This is a genomic window from Blastococcus sp. SYSU DS0669 (assembly GCF_054050895.1).
This window is the reverse complement of sequence record NZ_JBJHAE010000011.1, coordinates 1-17,294: the sequence shown is the minus strand read 5'-3', so window position 1 is coordinate 17,294 and position 17,294 is coordinate 1. Positions and strand designations below refer to the sequence as shown.

The 17,294-nt window shown below is 75.4% G+C and carries 19 protein-coding genes and 1 tRNA gene; 7 read left to right on the top strand and 13 right to left on the bottom strand.

Annotation, left to right across the window (positions count from 1 at the left end; genetic code table 11):
• Positions 1-72 precede the first annotated feature (72 nt).
• The 3 genes from ACI792_RS12595 to ACI792_RS12585 form a co-directional block, all read right to left on the bottom strand.
• Entirely contained in the window at positions 73-312 is a 240-nt protein-coding gene (locus tag ACI792_RS12595) for a hypothetical protein (RefSeq protein ID WP_456602885.1), read from the bottom strand.
• 64 nt (positions 313-376) lie between these two features.
• On the bottom strand, positions 377-1,114 hold the full coding sequence (locus ACI792_RS12590; protein ID WP_456602884.1) for a hypothetical protein: 738 nt from the start codon (positions 1,112-1,114) through the stop codon (positions 377-379).
• Between the two features lie 37 nt (positions 1,115-1,151).
• Positions 1,152-1,409: a hypothetical protein gene (locus ACI792_RS12585; RefSeq protein ID WP_456602883.1), complete on the bottom strand. Its 258-nt coding sequence runs from the start codon at positions 1,407-1,409 to the stop codon at positions 1,152-1,154.
• Positions 1,410-1,594: 185 nt separating this feature from the next.
• Between ACI792_RS12585 and ACI792_RS12580 the strand changes: the two genes are divergently transcribed.
• Together ACI792_RS12580 and ACI792_RS12575 are read left to right on the top strand one after the other, a co-directional pair.
• Positions 1,595-2,560 (top strand): glucosyl-3-phosphoglycerate synthase, encoded by a 966-nt coding sequence (locus tag ACI792_RS12580; protein WP_456602882.1) that lies wholly within the window; start codon positions 1,595-1,597, stop codon positions 2,558-2,560.
• Positions 2,561-2,610: 50 nt separating this feature from the next.
• A complete protein-coding gene (locus ACI792_RS12575) occupies positions 2,611-3,474 on the top strand; it encodes a glycerophosphodiester phosphodiesterase (protein WP_456602881.1) in 864 nt (287 codons plus the stop codon).
• Positions 3,475-3,612: 138 nt separating this feature from the next.
• Here the strand turns inward: ACI792_RS12575 and ACI792_RS12570 are convergent, their stop codons facing one another.
• The gene (locus ACI792_RS12570) at positions 3,613-4,290 is read right to left on the bottom strand and encodes an HAD family hydrolase (protein ID WP_456602880.1); all 678 of its coding nucleotides are present in this window, start codon (positions 4,288-4,290) and stop codon (positions 3,613-3,615) included.
• A gap of 45 nt (positions 4,291-4,335) precedes the next feature.
• Positions 4,336-5,451, bottom strand: a complete 1,116-nt coding sequence (locus tag ACI792_RS12565) for an NDMA-dependent alcohol dehydrogenase (protein ID WP_456602879.1) — start codon at positions 5,449-5,451, stop codon at positions 4,336-4,338.
• Between the two features lie 181 nt (positions 5,452-5,632).
• On the opposite strand from ACI792_RS12565, the gene ACI792_RS12560 reads away from it, so the two are divergent.
• Complete coding sequence (locus ACI792_RS12560; protein WP_456602878.1) at positions 5,633-6,352, top strand: TetR/AcrR family transcriptional regulator; 720 nt, start codon at positions 5,633-5,635, stop codon at positions 6,350-6,352.
• A gap of 12 nt (positions 6,353-6,364) precedes the next feature.
• On the opposite strand, the gene ACI792_RS12555 is transcribed toward ACI792_RS12560, so the two are convergent.
• The 4 genes from ACI792_RS12555 to ACI792_RS12540 all read right to left on the bottom strand — a co-directional run bounded on the left by ACI792_RS12555 (position 6,365) and on the right by ACI792_RS12540 (position 8,862).
• A complete protein-coding gene (locus ACI792_RS12555) occupies positions 6,365-6,958 on the bottom strand; it encodes a TetR-like C-terminal domain-containing protein (RefSeq protein ID WP_456602877.1) in 594 nt (197 codons plus the stop codon).
• Between the two features lie 133 nt (positions 6,959-7,091).
• The gene (locus ACI792_RS12550; protein ID WP_456602876.1) at positions 7,092-7,424 is read right to left on the bottom strand and encodes a hypothetical protein; all 333 of its coding nucleotides are present in this window, start codon (positions 7,422-7,424) and stop codon (positions 7,092-7,094) included.
• Between the two features lie 14 nt (positions 7,425-7,438).
• Entirely contained in the window at positions 7,439-8,329 is an 891-nt protein-coding gene (locus ACI792_RS12545; RefSeq protein ID WP_456602875.1) for a 1,4-dihydroxy-2-naphthoyl-CoA synthase, read from the bottom strand.
• Positions 8,330-8,385: 56 nt separating this feature from the next.
• On the bottom strand, positions 8,386-8,862 hold the full coding sequence (locus tag ACI792_RS12540; protein WP_456602874.1) for an NUDIX domain-containing protein: 477 nt from the start codon (positions 8,860-8,862) through the stop codon (positions 8,386-8,388).
• 160 nt (positions 8,863-9,022) lie between these two features.
• Between ACI792_RS12540 and ACI792_RS12535 the strand changes: the two genes are divergently transcribed.
• The 4 genes from ACI792_RS12535 to ACI792_RS12520 are packed head-to-tail and all read left to right on the top strand — an operon-like array spanning position 9,023 to position 12,247.
• The gene (locus ACI792_RS12535) at positions 9,023-9,481 is read left to right on the top strand and encodes a MaoC family dehydratase (protein ID WP_456580061.1); all 459 of its coding nucleotides are present in this window, start codon (positions 9,023-9,025) and stop codon (positions 9,479-9,481) included.
• A gap of 6 nt (positions 9,482-9,487) precedes the next feature.
• Positions 9,488-10,060 carry an LOG family protein gene (locus ACI792_RS12530; protein WP_456602873.1) on the top strand — a complete coding sequence of 191 codons (573 nt, stop codon included), beginning with the start codon at positions 9,488-9,490 and terminating at the stop codon, positions 10,058-10,060.
• Between the two features lie 50 nt (positions 10,061-10,110).
• Positions 10,111-11,046 (top strand): alpha/beta fold hydrolase, encoded by a 936-nt coding sequence (locus tag ACI792_RS12525; RefSeq protein ID WP_456602872.1) that lies wholly within the window; start codon positions 10,111-10,113, stop codon positions 11,044-11,046.
• A 28-nt stretch (positions 11,047-11,074) separates the two neighbouring features.
• Complete coding sequence (locus ACI792_RS12520) at positions 11,075-12,247, top strand: geranylgeranyl reductase family protein (RefSeq protein ID WP_456602871.1); 1,173 nt, start codon at positions 11,075-11,077, stop codon at positions 12,245-12,247.
• Here ACI792_RS12520 and ACI792_RS12515 read toward each other — a convergent pair.
• The 4 genes from ACI792_RS12515 to ACI792_RS12500 form a co-directional block, all read right to left on the bottom strand.
• A complete protein-coding gene (locus ACI792_RS12515; RefSeq protein ID WP_456602957.1) occupies positions 12,205-13,059 on the bottom strand; it encodes a hypothetical protein in 855 nt (284 codons plus the stop codon). The two genes, ACI792_RS12520 and ACI792_RS12515, sit on opposite strands and share 43 nt — an antisense overlap.
• A gap of 350 nt (positions 13,060-13,409) precedes the next feature.
• Positions 13,410-15,674, bottom strand: a complete 2,265-nt coding sequence (locus ACI792_RS12510; protein ID WP_456602870.1) for an immune inhibitor A domain-containing protein — start codon at positions 15,672-15,674, stop codon at positions 13,410-13,412.
• 371 nt (positions 15,675-16,045) lie between these two features.
• Positions 16,046-16,133 (bottom strand) — tRNA-Ser (locus ACI792_RS12505).
• Positions 16,134-16,332: 199 nt separating this feature from the next.
• A complete protein-coding gene (locus tag ACI792_RS12500; RefSeq protein ID WP_456602869.1) occupies positions 16,333-17,199 on the bottom strand; it encodes a F510_1955 family glycosylhydrolase in 867 nt (288 codons plus the stop codon).
• Positions 17,200-17,294: the final 95 nt, after the last annotated feature.

The window sequence follows — 17,294 nt, the reverse complement described above, 5'->3', positions numbered from 1 at the left end:
CCACCCGGTGCCCCGCGCGGCGCGCCGACAGGCCCGCGCCCCGGGTCCGCATCCCCCGTGAGGACGACGGCGTCAGCCGCGGGCGCGGGCCTCCGCGTCCGCGACCCGGCCGGGCGGCGCGGCGAGCCCGACCAGCGCCAGGACGGCGACCGCCCACCCCGCGAGGACGAACAGGTCGCCGGCGTGCACCCCGTGGCTGCCGACCAGCGTCAGGAGCACCGGCCCCTCGTTGCTGTACTCACCGGTGATCAGCAGGAAGGCGAACCCGGACACGACGGCCCCGGCGACGGACGCGCAGAGCCAGCGGAGCATCCGGCCACGGTAACCGCGCCGGGGCGCGGGGCGCTCGTCCCCGGCGACGGCGGATGCGCTCGGCTCACCCACCGGCCGGCACCAGCGGCTCGACGAGGGGCTGCACCCGGTCGGCCACGGAGCGGTGCCCGGCCTCGGTGGGCGTCGCGCCGTCCTCGCCGACCAGCCCCTCCCCCGTCAGCCAGCCCTCCGCCAGCGGGTCGGCGAAGGCGATGCCGGTCGCCGCGGCGGCCGCGGAGACCGCGTCGCGGTCGGTCTGGATGTACCCGGGCGGAGGGAGCTCCGGCCACGCCGGGCCGACGGCCACCAGCGCGGCGTCCGGCGAGGCCGCGCGGGCCGCCTCGAAGGTCGCCTGCGCGGCGGCCTGCACGTCGGGGAAGGCGTCGTTGTCGTGGCGGGAGCCCGAGAAGACGACGACGTCCCAGTCACCGCCGGCGGCCTCGGCGTGCTGGGCGAAGGTCGCGCCCTCGGGCGGCGCGTCCAGGTAGCCGCTGCCGTCGGCCGCGGCGACGGTGAGCTCCACCGGGCGGGTGCCCCCGCCGGAGAGCCCGTCGGCGACCAGCTGCGGCCACGCGGTGACCCCCTCGGGCGCGAGGGCGGTGCCGTCGCCGACGACGAGCATCCGCAGCGGGGCGGCGGCGGGGGCGGTCTCCTCCAGGCCCAGCCCTGCCGAGGCGGGGGCGGTGAACCCGGGCGGGGGTGGCCGGTTCAGGAGGAGGTAGGCCAGCGCCGAGACCGCCAGCAGGCCCAGCACCATGACGGCCCACGCCCAGCGGGGCGCCGGGGGGAGTCCAGCGACCACGCCGGGGACGGTACGCCGCGCGGCCTCCCCGCGGACCTCAGTTCTGCGCGCCGCCTCCGCTGCGCGACGGCGCACCGTCGCCCCGGTGCCCGTCCGTCGAGGGCGGGCCGGTGGAGGCCAGGCGGGCGGCCTGCGCCCGGCGCTGGGCGGACCGGCGCAGCAGCACCTGCGCCTGGGAGGCATCGGCGGTCCGGTGGGCCCGTTCGGCCAGGACGTCGGCGGTCTCCAGCAGGAGCGCGACCCGCCGCCGGTCCTCGCCCCCGACCTGCGGTCCGGGCAGCTGACCTGGGGTCATGCCCGCATCGTGGAGGAGGCCCGGCCGCCCCGCGACTCGGTGCCGCCGGGAGCTCTCCGACGGGGCTGGCGCGCGCCGTCGCCGTCGGCCCGGAGGCCCCAGTGCCGGGAACGCCCGCGTGACGGGCCGGTGAACAGCGGCGCCGCTCCCTGGTGCGCTCTCCCGGCCTGACCCACAGTGTGCGGGTGAGACCCGACGCCCGCGCCTGGTTCGCCGACCGCACGTCGACCGCGACCTCCCTCGACGCGATCGACGTCGATGCGCTGCTGCGGGCGAAACGCCGCGGCGGGCACCGGGTCAGCGTCGTCCTCCCCGCCCGCAACGAGGAGGCGACGGTGGGCCGGCTCGTCAGCGACCTGCACGCCCACTGGGTGCGCGGCGTCCCCCTCGTCGACGAACTGGTCGTCGTCGACTCCGACAGCACCGACGCCACCGCCGCCGTCGCCCGGGCCGCCGGCGCCGAGGTCGTGGCCACCACCGACGTGCTGCCCGCCGCAGGCACCCGCCGTGGCAAGGGCGAGGCGCTCTGGAAATCGCTGGCCGCCACGACCGGCGACCTCGTCGTATTCCTCGACGCCGACCTGCTGGGCGACGTCGTCCACTACGTGCCGGGTCTGCTGGGGCCGCTGCTGGCCGACCCCCAGATCGCCTACGTGAAGGGCTGCTACACCCGGCCGCTGGAGGTCGGGGACACCGTGGTGCCCGCCGGCGGGGGCCGGGTCACCGAGCTCACCGCCCGGCCGCTGCTCAACGCGCTGTGGCCCGAGCTCGCCGGCATCGTGCAGCCGCTCGGGGGCGAGTACGCCGGCCGCCGCTCCGCGCTGGAGCAGGTGCCGTTCGTCTCGGCCTACGGCGTGGAGGTGGGGCTGCTCGTCGACCTGCTGCGCCTGGGCGGGCTCTCCTCGCTGGCCCAGGTCGACCTCGGCGAGCGCCGGCACACCTCGCAGGACGTCGAGGCGCTGGGCGAGATGGCCGGGCAGGTGGTCGCCACCGTGCTGGCCCGGGCCGCCTGCGCCGGTGAGCCGAGCGGGCTGCTCACCCAGTTCCGGCGCGACGGCACGGGGTTCGTGCCCCGCAGCAGCGCCGTCGCGGTCGACGAGCGCCCGCCGATGATCACCGTCGCCGAGTACCGGGCGCGACTGGCCGTCTGACGGCGGCACCCGTCGTCGCGAGGGCCGTCCCGCACGGGGAAGATCGCTGTGTGCCGCACGACCGCTCCACGCCCCCGCACCCGGTGACCGGCCCCGAGGTCGTCGCGCACCGCGGGGCGACGGCGGAGGCGCCCGAGCACACGCTGGCCGCCTACCGGAACGCCACGGTCATCGGCGCCGACGCGGTGGAGTGCGACGTGCGGATGACCCGCGACGGCGTGCTGGTCTGCGTCCACGACCGCAGGGTCCGGCACACGTCGAACGGCCGCGGCGTCGTCTCCGCCCTGGACCTCGCCGAGCTGGAGCAGTTCCGGTTCGGCGCCCGGCGGGCGCGGCGGATCCGGGTGGACGACGCGGTCGCCGCGGACGAGCCCGACGTCGAGAACGGGCGGGTGCTCACCCTCGACCGGCTGCTGGAGTACGTCTCCGCGACACCGGGGAGCGTCCGGCTCGCCATCGAGACCAAGCACCCGACCCGGCACACCAACCGCGTGGAGCAGGAGCTGGTGCGCTCGCTGCGCCGCTACGGCCTCCTGCGGGGCGACCGGCCGGCGCAGTGGGGCGGGCGGCCGGCGTTCCGGGTGATGAGCTTCTCCCAGCTCGCGGTGCGCCGCGTCCACGCACTGGCCCCCGGCGTCCCGACCGTGCAGCTCATCGGCAAGCGGCTGCGCGCCGTGCGGACCGAGCTGCTGGCGGGCGCCGCGCACGGCGTCGGCCCCGGGGTCGCGCTGGTGCGGGCCGACCCGGGGTTCGTCGCGCAGGCGCACGCCGCGGGCAAGGAGGTCCACGTGTGGACGGCGAACACGCCCGCCGACATCGATTTCCTGGTCGGGCTCGGGGTCGACGCCCTCATCACCGACCGGCCGGACGAGGCGCTCCGACGGCTGGGCCGTGGGACGACCCCTGCCGCCTGACGCACCCGCCTGCCGTCACCCGGCAGGTCCACGGGCACGGTCAGTCTCTGCCCACCGGGCGTGGGCAGAGCGCCAGCGTCCGCCGGACCCTCACTCACCTCGGGCGCGGGCCCGGAGGTCGCGGGCGGGCGGGCCTGGTCAGGCCGAGGCGGTGGAGAGGTCGAGGCGGTCCAGCGCGGCGGCGAGGTCGCCGGGGGTGTCGAAGACGTCGAGAGCCCCCGCCCCGCGCAGCTCGTCGTCGCCGAACCCGCCGGAGCGCACCACGAGCGCGGGCATGTCGGCGTTCTTCGCGGCCTCCACGTCGTAGACCGAGTCCCCCACGACGACAGCCGGCGTCGACGCCGGCTCACCGAGCTTGCGCAGGGCCACCTGCAGGAGGTCGGGCGCGGGCTTGCTGGACTCGACGTCCTCGCTGGTCGTCCACGTCTCCGCGAGGTCCCGGGCGCCCAGCAGGTCGAGGAAGTGGTCGACGTGCTGCGCCTTGCCGGAGCTGGCCAGCACGACCCGATGACCGCGGTCGCCGAGGGCGGTGAGCAGGTCGCGGGCGCCTGGCAGGGCAGCGACCTCGTCGATGAGCCGGTCGAACTCGACCACCCAGCGGTCACGCGACTCCTGGCCGATGCGCTCCTCGACGTCGTCCCCGCCCAGCGCGGCCGGCAGGCGGTCACCACCCATGCCGATCAGCCGGTGGATGCGCCAGACGGGGAAGGTCTCGCCCAGCGACCGGAAGGCCCGGTACCACGCGAGGGCGTGCTGGTAGTTGCTGTCGACGAGGGTGCCGTCGACGTCGAGGACGGCGATGCGGAGGTCGGTCACCCTCCCGGGCTGCCCACGCGCGGCACGACCGAACCCCACCCCGCCTCAGCGCGAGTGGTCGAGCAGCCCGCGGACCGTCTCGCCGGCGGCCTGGTCGCGGTAGCCCTGGTTCACCTCGTCGAGCGCGTAGCGGCGCGTGATGAGCCGGTCCAGCTCCAGCCGGCCCTCCTCGTGCAGCCGCAGCAGCCGCGGGATGTCGGTGAACGGGTTGCACGAGCCGAACATCGCGCCCTGCACCCGGTGCTCGAACACCGTGGTGACCTGCCCGTTGAGCGTCGCCCGTCCCTCGTCGGGGCGGTCGGCGAGCGCGGTCAGCACGAGGGTGCCGCCCTTGCCCAGGCACGCCGAGGCTGCCTTGAAGACCTCGCCGGTCATCTTCCCCACCGTCACGACGACGACGTCGGCGCCGGTGCCGCGGGACAGCTCGCGGGCCAGGCCCACCGCCTCACCGGCGTCGGCGACCGTGCGGGTGGCGCCCAACGACTGGGCGAACTCCCGCTTCATGGCCACCGGGTCGACGCCGATCACGTGCATCGCGCCCGCGTGCACCGCGCCCTGCACGGCGTTGACCCCCACCCCGCCGAGGCCCACCACGACCACCGTGTCACCGGGCCGGACGCCGCCGGAGTAGACCGCCGAGCCCCAGCCGGTGGGCACGCTGCAGGCGACCAGGGCCGCGGTGTCCAGCGGCAGCCAGGGATCGATCCGCACGCAGGAGAACTCGCTGAGCAGCGTGTGCCGCGCGAAGGCGCCGATCATGCAGAAGCCGCCCAGCGGCTCGCCGTCGAGGCGGTAGGGGAACGTGCCGGTGGGCAGCTGCCCGGTGGCGATGGTGGCGCCCTTGTCGCAGAGGTTGGACCGGCCGGAGGCGCAGAACCGGCAGTGCCCGCACGCGGGCAGGAAGCTGGTGACGACGTGGTCTCCCGGCGCCACGCCGGTGACGCCGGCGCCGACGGCCTGGACGACGCCGGAGCCCTCGTGCCCGCCGACGATCGGGTAGCGCCCGCCGGGGTTGGCGTGCCGCAGGTGCTCGTCGGAGTGGCAGAGGCCGGCGTACGCCATCTCGACCAGCACCTCGCCGGGCCCGGGGTCCAGGACCTCCAGGTCCACGACCTCGTACTCGGTCCCCGCCTCGCGCAGCACCGCAGCTCTCGTCCGCACCGGGCGGCCCCTCCTCGCAGTCGTCGTCCGGGGCTCCCCGGCCCTCTGCCGGGGTCGACCCGCGGCCATCGTGCCTGGTGGGCCGGGACGTTCGGCGCAGACCCCCAGGGCGGCCGGGCCCGGCAGACCGCTCGGTCGGCCGTCCGGGCGATCACCACGATGGGTGCCTAGGCTGTTCACCGTGGGTGATCTGACGGACCGGCGAGCGCGCAAGAAGGCGCAGACGCGGGCGCACGTGCGGGCGGTCGCCCACGAGCTCTTCGCCGAGCGCGGGTTCGACGCGGTCACGATCGCCGACGTCGCGCGCCGTGCCGACGTCGCCGTCCAGACCGTGTTCAACCACTTCTCCACCAAGGAGGAGCTGTTCTACGACGGGCGCACCCCGTGGGTGTCCGGCCCGGCCGACGCGGTGCGCCTGCGGCCCGCCGGCCAGTGCCCGCTCGCCGCCCTGAGCGGCTACCTCAGCGCCTTCGTGCACGACCGGGTCGCCGCCCTGGGGGACGCCGACCACCGGCTCCACGTGCGGCTGGTCGCCGAGTCCGAGGCCCTGCGCGCGCACGAGCGCGACCTGGCCTTCGAGAGCGAGCGGCTGCTCACCGAGGCGCTGGCCGAGGCCTGGAGCGACCAGGCCCGCGCCGACGACGGCCCGACACCCGAGGACGTGGCCACGACGGCGACGGTCACGGCGGCCACCTGGCTCTCCGCCGTCCGGGCGCTGATGGTCCGGCACCGGCCGCTGGTCGCCTCCGGTGCGGACGCCACCCAGGCCGGCGCGGAGCTGGAGCGGGTCACCGCCCTGGTGCTCGACGGGCTCGCGGACACCGCGAGCCTGCTGCTGGACCGGCTGCGCGGGATCCCCGCAGCCCAGGCCGGTCCGCAGCCCTCGCGCCAGGCCTGCTGACCCGGCGGAGGCTCAGACGGCGACGGTCTCGCCGACCGGCCGCATCAGCGGCAGCAGCACCTCGTCGGCGACGAACTCGACCTGCTCGGCGGTCAGCGGCTCGGCCATCCGGTACCGCTGCCACCAGAACGCCTCGAGCACCGAGGTGAGCAGCCGCAGCCGCTCGAGCCGCACGGGCTCCCCGCGCTGCTGGGCGCGCTCCCCGAGGGTCTGGACGGCGGCGGCGAGCGGGCGCACCAGCGCCTCGTCGAGCCCCGCGCGCAGCTCCTCGTCGTGCCGGGCCGCGCCCACGAGGCTGGCCACCGCGCGCTCCTGCCGGTCCAGCGGACGGGTCCAGCGGTCGGTGATCAGACCCAGCAGGTCCGCGCGCAGCGAGCCGGCGTCCTGGGGCACGACCACCAGCTCGAAGCGGCTCACCGCCGCCCGGGCCATCGCCGCCATGGACGGCCAGCGGCGGTAGATGCCGGCTTTGCCCGCGCGGGCGCGGGCGGCGATGCGGTCGCTGTTCAGCCGACCCCACCCCTCGTCGGCCAGGATGTCGACGGCGACGGCGAGCAGCTGCTCGGACAGCTCCGGGCTCAGCGGACGCCCCGGCGTGCCGCTCACGACGCCGTCCCGAAACGGCTAGTCATATGCACCGGGACATACTCACCCGCGAACGGACCCACCACAACGATCTCGATCATCTGGGTGTGGCCGACTTCTCTCCGCAACCGCCGGGCGGACCCGACCGCGCTGCTCAGGCCCCCGCGGCGCTCTCGACCTGAACCTTCAGCTTCGCGCCGTCGTCGGAGAGCCGGCCGCGCGCGCGGGCGCCGGCGACCATCTCGTCCCACCGCGTGTTCCAGTCCGGCGCCGTGGCGCGCGGCTCGGCCGCGGCGCGCAGCGCGGCGACGTCGAGCACCGCCGTCTCGGCGTCCTGGAGCCGGCCCAGGCCGGACCGCTCCAGCGCCTCGGCCGCCTCCTCGTCGGTGACGGCGCCCAGGGCCAGGTGCATGCTGCCCAGGTCGTCGACGTCGACCACCCGCGCCTCGGGGCGCTCGTCGGCGCCCGTGACCACCTCGACGATCATTCGGTCCTCCTCGGTCAGACGTGCCAGGGGAAGCGGGTGAAGTCGGGATCGCGCTTCTCGAGGAAGGCGTCCCGGCCCTCGACGGCCTCCTCGGCCATGTAGGCCAGCCGGGTGGTCTCCCCGGCGAAGAGCTGCTGGCCGACCAGGCCGTCGTCGATCAGGTTGAACGAGTACTTGAGCATCCGCTGGGCGGTCGGGCTCTTGGCCACGATCGCCCTGCCCCACTCGAGCGCCGTGCGCTCCAGCTCGGCGTGCGGCACGACGCGGTTGACCATGCCCATGGCGTGCGCGTCGGCGGCGGTGTACTCCTCGCCGAGGAAGAAGATCTCCCGGGCGAACTTCTGGCCGACCTGCCGCGCCAGGTAGGCCGAGCCGAAGCCGCCGTCGAAGCTGCCGACGTCGGCGTCGGTCTGCTTGAACCGGGCGTGCTCGGCGCTGGCCAGGGTCAGGTCCGAGACGACGTGCAGGCTGTGCCCGCCGCCGGCCGCCCAGCCCGGGACGACGCAGATGACCACCTTGGGCATGAAGCGGATCAGCCGCTGCGCCTCGAGGACGTGCAGCCGGCCGCTGCTGCGGCCCTTGTCGTGCTCGTAGCCGTACTTCCCGCGCACCCGCTGGTCGCCGCCGGAGCAGAACGCCCAGCCGCCGTCCTTGGGGCTGGGCCCGTTGCCCGTCAGGATCACGCACCCGACGTCGGTGGACAGCCGGGCGTCCTCCAGCGCGGTGATCAGCTCGTCGACGGTCTGCGGCCGGAACGCGTTGCGCACCTCCGGGCGGTCGAAGGCGATGCGGACGACGCCGGCGTCGACGGCCCGGTGGTAGGTGATGTCGGTGAAGTCGAAGCCCTCGACCGGCGCCCACGCGGAGCTGTCGAAGATCTCGGAGACGTCGTCGCGGGCGCTCATGCGCCGAACCTAACCCTCGGGGACATCGGCCCGACGATGCCCCGTGACCACGGGTTCTACGCGCCGTCGCCGGCGAGGAGCGGCCGCAGCCGGTCGAGCGAGGCGGCCAGGCCCGGGTGCAGGGCCACCGCGGCCAGCCCCGCCAGCGGCACCCACGCCACGCCGTCGCTCTCGCCGTCCAGCCGCAGGTCGACCGCCTCGAACGGGCGCACCGGCCGGGCGAGCACCGTGGTGTAGGCCCAGCCCCCGTGGTCGTCGACGGACCTCTCGCCCAGGACGAGGTCGTCGGCGCCGAGCCCCAGCTCCTCACCCACCTCGCGCAGCGCGCCGTCGGCGGGCGACTCCCCGACGTGCAGCGCTCCTCCCGGCGTCCCCCACGTTCCGCCGTGGTGGGACCACCACGCCCGGTGCTGCAGCAGCAGCTCGACGCCGTCCGGTCCGTCGCGGTGGATCAGCAGGCCGGCCGCGCCGGCCCGCCCCCAGTGGCGGTGCCCCTGGCTGCAGGCGGTCCAGCCGTCGGTCGAGGAGAGCACGACGGCCAGTGAACCCGGTCGCGCGCCGCCGCGCCGCCGGGCCGGGTCAGGAGGTGTGCCGCGGGAGCTCGCGCTCTGCCCCGCCGGGGTGGGCAGAGCGCTATGTGCCCAGGACTACGTTGCGGGGAGGCACCCACGTCCGACGGAGGAGCGCACACCGATGAGCACCACGACGACCATGGCCGAGCTGAGCGGGCTCACCGGCACCGAGCTCGGCACCAGCGACTGGCACGAGGTCACCCAGGAGCACGTGGACCAGTTCGCCGAGGCGACCGGTGACCACCAGTGGATCCACGTCGACGTCGAGCGGGCGAAGAAGGAGAGCCCCTTCGGCGGCCCGATCGCGCACGGCTACCTCACGCTCTCGCTGCTCGCCTCCCTCTCGGGGCAGGTCCTCGCCGTGACCGACACGGTGATGGGCGTCAACTACGGCCTGAACAAGGTGCGCTTCCCCTCCCCGGTGCCGGTGGGCTCGCGGGTGCGGCTGACCGCGACCCTGAAGTCGGTCGAGGAGGTCACCGGCGGCCTGCAGGTGACGCTCGGGGCCGTGATCGAGCGTGAGGGCGGCGACAAGCCGGTCTGCATCGCCGAGCCGGTCTTCCGCTACTACGGCGGCTAGACCCGGGTGCGCATCGCCGTCTTCACCGGGTCGCACGCCGGCCCGCCGGCCCACCAGGAGGCCGCCGCGGCCTTCGCCACCGGGCTGGCCCGGGCCGGCGTCGGCATCGTCTACGGCGGTGGCCGCGTCGGGATGATGGGCGTCGTCGCCGACGCCGCCCTCGCCGCCGGCGGGGAGGTCGTGGGCGTGATCCCGCAGCACCTCGTCGACGACGAGCTCGCCCACCCGGGGCTCCCCCGCCTCGAGGTGGTCGCGACCATGCACGAGCGCAAGGCGCTGATGGCCGACCTCGCCGACGCCTTCGTCGCCCTCCCCGGCGCCGCGGGCACCCTCGAGGAGCTGTTCGAGGCGTGGACGTGGGGGATGCTCGGCCTGCACGCCAAGCCGGCCGCGCTGCTGGACGTCGACGGCTTCTGGCAGCCGCTGCTGGCCCAGCTGCGGCGCATGGTCGACGACGGCTACCTGGACGCGGGCCGGCTCGACGCGCTCGGCGTGGTGGGCGACGCCGAGGGCCTGCTGCGGTTCGCCGCGGCCTACGAGCACCCGCCGCGGAAGTGGACCGCGCCCTCGTCGTCCTGACCTGCGCAGTCGTAACCCCGTGGCAACACGGTCCGTGGTGCACTGGGCCGATGGCACCCCGCCTCGTCCGCCAGTCGCGGATCGTCCACGGGCACAAGCGGGCCTTCCTCCTCGCCGGGGAGGGCCCGCCGCTGCTGCTGCTCCACGGCATGGGGAACAACTGCCAGACCTGGGCCGGGGTCATCGACCGCCTCGCCCGGTCCCACACCGTCATCGCCCCCGACCTGCTGGGGCACGGCGACTCGGACAAGCCCCGGGGCGACTACTCCATCGCCGCCTACGCCAACGGGATGCGCGACCTGCTCTCGGTGCTCGACGTCGAGCGGGCCACCGTGGTCGGGCACTCCCTCGGCGGCGGCATCGCCCTGCAGTTCGCCTACCAGTTCCCCGAGCGGTGCCAGCGGCTGGCGCTCGTGGGCAGCGGCGGGCTCGGACCGGAGCTCTCCGCGGGGCTGCGGGCCGCCACCCTGCCCGGCGCGGAGCTCGTGGTGACCGCCCTCGCGGGCGTCTCCGGCCCGCTCCGCAGCGGCCTGCGGGTGGTCGAGACGGTCGGTCGCGCCGCGGGCTGGCGGCAGGTCGGCGACCTCGCCGAGGCCGTCGACGCGCTCCTCGCGCTGCAGGACGTCGAGGCGCGGCGGGCGTTCCTGCGCACCCTGCGCGGGGTGGTCGACGTCCGCGGCCAGGCGGTCACCGCGCTCGACCGGCTCTACCTCGCCGACTCCGTGCCCATGCTGGTCATCTGGGGTGGCCGCGACCCGATCGTCCCGGCGCAGCACGCCGAGACCGTGCGCACCGCCGTCCCCTCGGCCCGGGTGGAGGTGTTCGAGGACGCGGGGCACTGGCCGCACCTGGACGAGCCCGACCGGTTCTGCGAGGTGCTGCTCGACTTCATCGCCACCACCGAGCCGGCGGACCACGACCTGGACAGCTGGCGGCGGCTGCTCTCGCAGAACTGGGACGGCGTCCCGCGCCCGGTCGCGCGCTGACCAGCGGCCCTCCCCTAGCGTCGGGCGGGTGGAGCACTGGGACGTCGTCGTCGTCGGGGGTGGACCGGCCGGCGCCGCCGCCGCCCTGGCCGCCCGGCGGGCCGATCCGGGCAGCCGCGTCCTGGTGCTCGACCGCGCGGACTTCCCCCGCGACAAGGTGTGCGGCGACGGCATCGCCGCCGAGGCGCTCGACGTCCTCGCGGGGCTGGGCGTGGACCCGGCCACCGTCACCGACGGGTTCCCCGCCGTCCCGCGGCTGCGGCTGACCTCCCCGCGCGGCACCACGGTGGAGCGGGCCACCGAACGCCCCTCGCACGTGATCCCCCGCGCCGTGCTGGACGCGCGGCTCGTCGCGGCCGCCCAGGACGCCGGCGCGGTGCTGCGCCGGCACCAGGTGCGGCAGCTCCGGCTGCTCCCCGACCGCGTGGAGGTGGACGGGTCCGTCACCGCCGGGGTGCTGATCGGCGCCGACGGCGCGGAGTCGGTGGTCCGCCGGGCGCTGCGCGTGCAGCGGAACCCGCCCACCCGGCTCGCCGTCGCGCTGCGCGGCTACGCCCCCGAGCTGCCGGGGCAGGCCGGGGTGCAGGTCATCGTCACCACCGAGCAGCGCTGGCCCGCCTACGCCTGGTCCTTCCCGATCGGCGACGGGCGGGCCAACGTCGGCTACGGCGAACTGGTCTCCGGCGGGGCGACCCGGGCGGGCCTGGAGGACGGGCTGCGCCGGCTGCTGCCCGGCGTCGCGCCCGACGGCCTGCGCGCCCACCGGCTGCCGCTGAGCACCGGTCGCCCCCGGCAGCCCGACGGGCGGGTGCTGCTGGCCGGCGACGCCACGTCCCTGATCAACCCGCTCACCGGCGAGGGCATCTTCTACGCGCTGCTCTCCGGCGCCCTGGCCGGCGCGGCGGCTGCGGCCGGGGCGGGAGCCGGGGCCGCCTACCGGCGGGCGCTGGGCCGCCGGCTGGGCCGGCACCTGCGGCACTCCTCGACGGCGTCCTGGCTGAGCCACCGGCCGGCCCTCGTCGACGCGGTGCTCCGCTCCGCCGGGTCGCGGCAGCCGGTCTTCGACGACGTGGTGCGCCTCGGCCTGGCCGACGGCCGGCTCACCCTCCGGGCGCTCGCCGGAGCGGCGCGCCACCTGCCCCGCAACGAGGCCGCGGGTCAGCGCAGCGCGGTCACCAGCGGGATGCCGGAGGCCCCGTAGGTCTGCACGACGAAGCCGAGCTCGGCGAGGGTGTCGGCGAGGGCGGCGTCCATGACCTCCTGCACCGCCTCCAGCGCCGCGTCGCCCCGCGAGCGCTGCACGCCCATCCGGTCGTGGGTGCGCCAGCTGACCAGGACCCCGCAGGAGGCGGCCTCGGGCACCAGGCAGACCCCGCCCCCCGTCCCGGCGCCTGCGGCGTCGTGCAGCGGCAGCCCCGCCTCGACCAGCGCGGCGGCGACCTCCACGACCAGGGTGGTCAGCGGGTCGGTGTCGGTCAGCAGCGCGTCCCAGTCCTCGGGGAGCCGGTCCAGCTGGTCGCCGAGCTCGGCCAGCCAGGCGCGGTCCGCCGGGGAGGGGCGGGGAGCGATGCCGCCGCCGGCGCGCGGGGCCCCGAAGACGGAGACCGCCGCCAGCCCGCCGGCCAGCGCCGCCCAGTCGGCGTCGATCCGGTCCTCGAACGGGCCGGCCACCACCTGCGCCGCCTCGTCGACCAGCCACCAGCCGTGCCCGGCGCCCGGAGCGGCGACGGCGACGCGGGCCGGGGCGGGGGCCTCGGCGGCGGGGCGGACGGCGACGGCGACCCCCCGGGGGCGCGGCTGCCCCTGCCCGCCGCCGGCGGGAGCGGCGGCGACGCGGCGGCCGGCCGGATGGGTGCCCGAGGAGCGCGCCGCGGCGCGCTGGGCCTGCTCGCCGGCGGCGGCACGGGCGTGCTCGTACCGGGCCGTGGAGCTGGTGCCGAGCGCGACCACCACCGCGGTGCAGAGCAGGAAGCCCAGCACCGTCGCGGCCGGCCACAGCAGCATCGTGCCCATGATCACCAGGGGACTCCTCCGTGCGCGCGTCGCGGCCGGGGAAGTGCCGCGATCACGGCAGAAGCTACGGCTGTCCGGACTCCCCGTCGGCGGGTTCGACGCCACTCCGGAAGGCCCGTCACCCGATCGTTGCGACCGGCCCCCCGATGGGGCGGTGACCCCTCGCCCGGGTCGCCGCCATGTCGACTTCGCACCCGCTGACCAGCGCGGATGCCCCCGGTGCGACCTCGGTCACCCCGATCCGGCCGCCGGTCCGGCATGTCGCGGGACAGGCCCGCGGCGCGCGGCGTCCCGGAACGCGGAACGGCCCGCCGGCGGGTGCCGGCGGGCCGTTCGCGTGGTCTACCGGGTCAGTTGACCCGGACCTGCATGAGGGCACCCGCGGCGCTCATCCCGGTGACGGTGATCGTCGTCCCGGTCTCGGGCACGTCGACGCCGGTCCAGCCGGTGGCGTCGGGCTGCTCGCCCGGCGCGACCCACCAGTCCTCGGTGTCGTCGAAGGTGCGCACGGCCGGGAGGCCGCCGACCTTCTGGCCGACACCGGTGTCCGGGTCGTGGAGGGTGATCTTGTCGGTCGCCTGGAGCCCGAAGGTGGAGTCGTAGGACTGCACCCGTGCGCGCCAGCTCTCCCCGTTCGTGCGGTCCTCGCCCTCGTCGTCGGTGGGCTCGTAGAGCAGGCCCGGGTGGGCGTCGACCGGCAGGACCAGGCCCGCACCGGGGTGGGTGCCGACGTTGTTGTCGTTGTACTGGGTGTTCCAGTAGCTGATCAGCAGACCGTCCTGGTACGGGAAGTGCTCCACCCAGTTCGGCCGGCGCGGGTCGCCGAAGTTGTACGGCCCCGTCTTCAGCCCGGTGTCGTAGCCCGTGTAGGCCCGGTTCTCCAGGATGTAGGCGTTGAAGTACGAGTTCGTCGTCGTCCCGGTGGTCACCTCGAAGCCGTCCAGCGTCCACTCGGTCACGGCGGCGTCGTCGACGGCCACGGCGTCGACCTGCAGGCCCGGCTCGGTCGCCGCGCCGTCGGTCCAGTAACGGAAGCCGATCTGCGCGCCGTCGGGCACGCCCGCCAGGCTCGCCGTCAGGTCCACCCACTCGCCGTCGGTGCTGCCGGTGATGCCCTGGCCGAAGTTCTGGCCGTTGGGGTCGGTCGTCGTCGACAGGTTCGTCGGGATCGAGGTGAAGGAGTTGCCGCCGTCGGTGGACCAGACCGCGTAGGCGTAGTCCCAGTCCTGCTCGATCTGGTACCTGACCTTGGCGGTCAGCTCACCGGCGCCGGCCGGCTTGGCGGCCAGCATGCTGTGGTCGAGGTTGTCGCCCGAGCCCGAGTACCAGAAGTCCTCGCCCTCGAACGGCGTGCCGATCTCGGTGGTGACCTCCCTCTCCGGGAGGACGACGACGGCGGCCTGGTTCTCCTTGGAGTTGTAGGCCGACGGGCCGAGGCGCAGGTCGGCGCTCTCACCCGGATCCACGACCTCGTAGTTGAGCCAGCCCAGCTGCAGCTTCTCCCAGGCGCCCATGTGGATCGGCTGGGTGCCGATGCCGTCCTCGGGGCGACCGGAGTTGCCGTAGGAGCCGGAGCTCATCAGCGTCCAGAAGGCGGTGCTGTTCTCCGCGCCGCCGCTGTTGCCCGAGGTGTCGTAGAGGTCGGGCAGGCCGAGGTCGTGGCCGAACTCGTGGGCGAAGACGCCGACGCCACCGTTCTCGGGCTCGACGGTGTAGTCACCGATCCAGTACTTCGAGCCGCCGACCGGCGTGCCGCCCAGCGGGTTGACCGCACCGTTCACGGTCGGGCCGGCGGTGCCGACCCGGTTGGTCTGGTTGTACCAGCGGTGGCTCCAGATGGCGTCGTCGCCGAGGACGCCGCCGCCGACCTCCTCGCCCTCGCCGGAGTGCACGGCCTGGAAGTGGTCGATGTAGCCGTCGGCCTCGTCGAAGTTGCCGTCGCCGTCGGAGTCGTAGCGGTCCCAGACGTCGAACTGCGAGAGGTACTGGTCGATCTGCTCGGGGGTCTGCCCCGCCGCGATCTGCCGGTCGTACCAGGCGTTGACCGAGTCGTTGATGAAGGCCCAGACGGCGCTGTCGCCCAGGTCGTTGTCGCCGTAGGAGGCGCCGGTGCCCGGCACCTGCACCCAGTCCTCGACCTCACCGGTGACGGTGTAGCGGCCCGAGGAGAGCTGCTCGTAGAAGTTCGCCACCGAGTTGACGCCGGGCGCGCTGCTGTAGAGCAGGGTGTCGAAGTACCCCTGCGAGAAGTCCTCGGTCCAGATGGTGCTGTTGTCCACCGACCGGTCCGGCTGGGGGATCGAGTTGTGCGGCAGGTCGCTGAACTCGCCGAGGACGGTCCAGATCGCGTCGCTGTCCTCCTGGGCCAGTTCGACGTAGCGGCCGCGCGCCACCTCGACGACCTTGTTGTCGCCACGCGGCGTGGCCTGCCCGGTGAGGACCTGCTCGAGCGCCTCGGCGCGCAGCTCCTGCTGCGTCTCGGCGAGCGGGTTGGGCAGGTCGTGGGCGCGCTGGGGGGTCGCGGGCGCGCCTTCAGCGGGGGGTGCGGCGGAAGCCGTCACGGGAACCGCCATGACCAGGGCGGCGCCGGCGACGACGGCCAGAGCTCTCTTCAAGGATGCGTCTCCTGGGTCAGAGGAAGACCGTCCAGCCGACCGGCGGGGGGCCACCGGCGGCCCTCTCGGGCGGTCGGCCGGGACGTTAGGTGAGCCTCGCAACCCTGTCCACACAGCGGTACGGACCGGTCACGCACCGGAGCGTGACCGAGCGTCAGCGACTGCCGCAGCGACCTGGCTCTTTACCCTTGCGAAACAGTTTCGGATGCGCCGGAAACGGTTCGGCGTCGTCTCACGGGCTGGGACGCGGCGTGCCGTTCTGAGACGTCCGACACATCCGCGGCCGGGCGGCACGGGCTCGGGAGCAAGGCACCGCCCGGACCCACCAATCGTGGGTCCGGGCCATGCCGATGTCCTGCGACATCACACTGCGGAGGGCGTGGGATTCGAACCCACGAAGAGGGGTTACCTCTTAGCGGTTTTCAAGACCGCCGCCATCGGCCACTAGGCGAGCCCTCCTCCGGGCTCCTGACCTGCGACTCTGCGCGCGGGACAGGGGATCGGCGATGTCGACGGTAGCAACGCCGGTCACGTCACGGCCATGGAAGGCAGGACATGCACCACTGGGCCGTCACCTCCGTGCCGCCCACGGGCCAGGACCAGAGGCCCGAGGACTCGGCGCTGCGCGACTGCCCGACCGGCTGACCGGTGCCGGGACTCAGGCCGACAGCACCGCGGTGAGCGTGGCGCCGCCGTCGGTGGACTCGAGCAGGCCGTGGTCGGTCACCACGAGGACGCGCAGGTCGCCGTCGTCGGTGGTCGCCGCGACCGCCTGCGGCGTCCCGTCCAGCTGCCCCTGCTGCACCCAGCTGACCGCGCCGTCGGTGCTGGTCCACACCGCCCCGTCCGGTGTGATCCCGACCGCGGCCGTGCCGTCGCCGGACCAGGTGACCACCTGCAGCAGCGGCACGTCGTCCACCGGCGCCCACGTCGCTCCGGCATCGGTGGAGCGCAGCAGCCCCGCGCCGGTGGTGGCGAGCACCTGGCCGTCGGGGGCGGCGGCGAGGGTGTGCGGCTCGGCCGGGATGCCCAGCGGCTCCCAGGTGGTGCCGTCGGTGGTGCGGCGCAGGGTCCCGTCATAGCCCAGCGCGCCGCCGCCGGGCAGGGCGGTCAGGGCGTGGAAGTCCGACTCGCCGGCGCGCGACAGCGGTGTCCAGGTCGTCCCGCCGTCGGTGCTCTCGATGAGCCCGACCGGGTTGGGCAGGTCGGTGCGCAGCCCGGGGTGACCCGAGGCCAGGTAGTGGTCGGGGCCGACGACGGTGAACCCCATGAGGTCGATGACCGGGCCGACGGCTGCCGGCCCACCGTCGGCGTCGACGGTGATCAGCCCCTCGTGGGTGGCCAGCAGCAGTGCACCGTCGCCGGGGTCGACGGCGACGGCGTGCACGTGCGCGGTCGGCAGCGTGCCGGTGGTGTCGCCGGTCGTGGGGGGCGCAGCGGGAGTGCCGGTGGCCGCGCAGCCGGTCAACGGGGTGAGCAGGACGGCGCCGGCGAGGGCGGCACGAGCGGTGCGGCTCGTGGGCATGGTGGGAACTCCAGGGTGGTGGTGCAGGGGGGACGGGGGTGGGGGTGGGGGGGGGGGGGGGGGGGGGGGGGGGGGGGGGGGGCGCCCCCGGCCCG